The sequence below is a fragment of the Rathayibacter sp. PhB1 genome, assembly GCF_004362935.1.
Classification (GTDB): domain Bacteria; phylum Actinomycetota; class Actinomycetes; order Actinomycetales; family Microbacteriaceae; genus Rathayibacter; species Rathayibacter festucae.
In genome coordinates this window covers 157,962-161,595 of the sequence record NZ_SNYD01000007.1, presented here as the reverse complement: position 1 = coordinate 161,595, position 3,634 = coordinate 157,962, and the positions used below count along the sequence as shown (strand labels likewise).

The following is a 3,634-nucleotide window of genomic DNA, read 5'->3' as shown; positions in this document are numbered from 1 at the left end:
CAAAGAAAGACATCCTCCGCCTCCTCAAACGAGCCCTCTGCCGCGAACTCTTCCCACTCCTCTGCCGACCTTGACAAATAGAAGCTTCGAGATCCCCCTCATCCGCAGTCCTGGTGCCGTCGGTCTCGACACGCCCTGCGGGCTACTCGACCAGCATGGGTCGGCGGGGCCTCTCTTCATGCTGATCGAGTAGCCCGCGGAGCGGGCGTATCGAGATCCCCGTCGTCCGCAGTCCTGGTGCCGCGGGTCTCGATACGCCCTGCGGGCTACTCGACCAGCATGCGCGCAACCGGCTCGATCCCGCCCCCAGCCCCCGACAGTAGGGTCGAGGCCATGAGCACGCAGGTTTCCGAGCTGTTCGACGCGCGCCGCTGGGCGCCGGTCGACGGGTTCGACGGTCTCGAGGACATCACCTACCACCACGACCGCTCGGGCCGCATCGCCCGGGTCGCGTTCGACCGGCCGGAGGTGCGCAACGCCTTCCGCCCGCGCACTGTCGACGAGCTGTTCCGCGCCCTCGAGGACGCGCGGACGAACCCGCGCATCGGCGTCGTCATCCTCACCGGGAACGGCCCCAGCCCGCGCGACGGCGGCTGGGCGTTCTGCTCGGGCGGCGACCAGCGCATCCGCGGCCGCGACGGCTACCGCTACTCCGACGGCGAGACCGCCGAGGGGATCGACTCGGCGCGCAACGGCCGCCTGCACATCCTCGAGGTCCAGCGGCTGATCCGCTTCATGCCCAAGGTCGTCATCGCCGCCGTCCCCGGCTGGGCGGCCGGCGGCGGGCACTCGCTGCACGTGGTCTGCGACCTGACGATCGCCTCCGAGGAGCACGGCCGCTTCAAGCAGACCGACGCCGACGTCGGCTCGTTCGACGCCGGCTACGGCTCCGCCTACTTCGCCCGCCAGATCGGCCAGAAGAACGCCCGCGAGGTGTTCTTCCTCGCCCGCGAGTACTCCGCGCAGCGCGCCTACGAGATGGGCGCCGTGAACGCGGTCGTCCCGCACGCCGAGCTCGAGGCGACCGCCCTCGAGTGGGCCGAGACGATCCTGACCAAGTCGCCCACCGCGATCCGGATGCTGAAGTACGCCTTCAACGCGGTCGACGACGGACTGGTCGGCCAGCAGCTCTTCGCCGGCGAGACCACCCGCCTCGCCTACGGCACCGATGAGGCCGTCGAGGGGCGCGACTCCTTCCTCGAGAAGCGCGCGCCCGACTGGTCGCCGTTCCCGTGGCAGTTCTGACGATGGCGGCTCGGACCGGGCCGGCGCGATCCGGGGCGGCGCGGCGATGACCCGCCCGCTCGCCTCCGTCGATCCGGCGCCGGAGAAGGTGCTCATCGCCCTGCGCGCGGCGCTCGACGGCAGCGGTCCCGCGGTGCGGATCGCGGCTCCGGGAGCGGAGTCGGACCTGGATGCGTCCGTCCCGCAGCGCGTCGCCGTGGTCGTCGAGACCTCCGGCTCGTCCGGCCCGCCCAAGCGCGTCGCGCTCGCCACCTCTGCGCTGCTGACCAGCGCCTCCGCCACCCTCGCCGAGCTCGGCGGCCCCGGCCGCTGGCTGCTCTGCCTGCCGACGCACTACGTGGCGGGAGTGCAGGTGCTGGTCCGCTCGCTGACCGCCGACGCCGACCCGGTCGTGCTGCCGGCCGGCGGCTTCGACGCCGCCGCCTTCCTCGCCCTCGCCCGGACGATGCCCGCGGGGGAGCGGCGCTACTCGTCGCTCGTCCCGGTGCAGCTCGCCCGGCTGCTCGACCTCGCGGAGTGCGTGCCCGCCGAGGCCGCGGTCCTCGCCTCCTTCGACGCGCTGCTCATCGGCGGCCAGTCGACCCCGCAGACGCTGCGCGACCGGGCCGCCGAGCTCGGCGTGCGGATCCGGCTCACCTACGGCTCGAGCGAGACCGCCGGCGGCTGCGTCTACGACGGCGTCCCGCTGCGCGACGTGCGGATGCGCGTCGTCGACGGCCAGGTCCTGCTCGGCGGCCCGACCCTCGCGGAGGGCTACCTCGACGCGGACGGCGGCCTCGACGCGGAGCGCAGCGCCGCCGCCTTCGTCTCGCTCGACGGCGAGCGCTGGTACCGCACCGGCGACGCCGGCGTCGTCGAGGACGGCCGCCTGAGCGTCACCGGCCGCCTCGACCGGGTGATCGTCTCGGGCGGGGAGAAGGTCTCGCTGGACGCCGTCGAACGGGTGCTGCGTGACGGACTCCTGCCCGACGCGGTCGTGGTGCGCCGCTCGGACGCGCAGTGGGGCGAGGTGCCGGTCGTCGCGACGACCGCGCCGGACGCCGACCTGGCGCGGGTGCGCTCCGAGGTGGTCGAGCGGCTCGGCCGTGCGGCCGGCCCGGCGGCGGTCCTCGCCCTCGCGGAGATCCCGCTGCTCGCCTCGGGGAAGCCCGACCGCCGCACCCTCGAGAGCCTCGCGGCGGACGGAGCGGTCTGAGGACAGGCCCGGACGGGGGGCGGAGAACGACGCGTCGCCCGGCGGCCGACGGCCCGGGACGGGCAGGGACCACTCGGTAGGATTCCCTCCGTGTCGAGTTCGAGTCGCAAGAAGAAGCCGTCGGCGAAGCCCCGGAGCGGACGCCCCGGCGGCGACCCCCGCCGCGTCGTCGTGCAGCCCGCCGGCCCGCGCGAGTGGATCGCCGGGGCCCGGCTGCGGACCCTCCCGCTCGCGATCGCCCCCGTCCTGATCGGCACCGGAGCGACGCAGGTCACGGACGAGGGCTGGCACTGGGTGCGCGCCCTGCTCTGCCTCGTCGTCTCGCTCGCCCTGCAGATCGGCGTGAACTACGCCAACGACTACTCCGACGGCATCCGCGGCACGGACGCGAACCGCGTCGGCCCCTCGCGGCTCACCGGCTCCGGCGCCGCGAAGCCCCGTGCCGTGCTCACCGTTGCGCTGGTCTTCTTCGGCATCGCGGGAGTCGCGGGCCTCGTGCTGACGGTCCTGTCCGGCTTCTGGTGGTTCCTGATCATCGGCGCCGCCGCGATCGCCGCCGCCTGGTTCTACACCGGCGGCCGGCGCCCCTACGGCTACCTCGGTCTCGGCGAGCTCTTCGTCTTCGTTTTCTTCGGACTCGTCGCCACCGTCGGCACGACGTTCGTGCAGATCGGCCGCGCGAACCAGGAGTCCTGGCTCGGCGCCGTCGCCGCGGGCCTGTTCGCCTGCGCCGTGCTGATGGTCAACAACATCCGCGACATCCCCACGGACCGCCTCTCCGGCAAGCGGACCCTCGCGGTCGTCGTCGGCCCGACCATCGCGCGGGCGATGTACAGCGCCTTCGTGCTGGTGCCGTTCGGGATCGCGGTCGTCCTGGCGCTGTTCTACCCGCTCGCCTGGCTGACGCTCTTCGTCCTGCTGGCGGTCCTGCCGGCCATCCTGATCACCCTGACCGCGCGCACGGCCAAGGAGCTCATCCTCGCCCTGCAGCTGACCAGCCTGAGCGGCCTCGCCTACGCCGCGATCCTCGGCGCGGCCCTCGCCTTCTGACCGCGTGGTGCGCGTCCCGCGCGCCTCATGCTGGTCGAGTAGCCCCGCAGGGGCGTATCGAGACCCACCGTCACCGAGAGGCTGAGTCTGCAGACCACCGTGCCGACGGTGGTGGATCTCGACACGCGCGCTGCGCGCGCTACT

At 73.3% G+C, this 3,634-nt stretch carries 3 protein-coding genes; all 3 read left to right on the top strand.

Annotated elements, in window-relative coordinates; all coding sequences use genetic code 11:
- Positions 1-333 precede the first annotated feature (333 nt).
- The 3 genes from EDF17_RS17280 to EDF17_RS17270 all read left to right on the top strand — a co-directional run bounded on the left by EDF17_RS17280 (position 334) and on the right by EDF17_RS17270 (position 3,490).
- Positions 334-1,245 (top strand): 1,4-dihydroxy-2-naphthoyl-CoA synthase, encoded by a 912-nt coding sequence (locus EDF17_RS17280; protein WP_123447867.1) that lies wholly within the window; start codon positions 334-336, stop codon positions 1,243-1,245.
- A 46-nt stretch (positions 1,246-1,291) separates the two neighbouring features.
- Positions 1,292-2,440 carry an AMP-binding protein gene (locus EDF17_RS17275; RefSeq protein WP_123447866.1) on the top strand — a complete coding sequence of 383 codons (1,149 nt, stop codon included), beginning with the start codon at positions 1,292-1,294 and terminating at the stop codon, positions 2,438-2,440.
- A 171-nt stretch (positions 2,441-2,611) separates the two neighbouring features.
- Positions 2,612-3,490 (top strand): 1,4-dihydroxy-2-naphthoate polyprenyltransferase, encoded by an 879-nt coding sequence (locus tag EDF17_RS17270; protein ID WP_123447880.1) that lies wholly within the window; start codon positions 2,612-2,614, stop codon positions 3,488-3,490.
- Positions 3,491-3,634 lie beyond the last annotated feature (144 nt).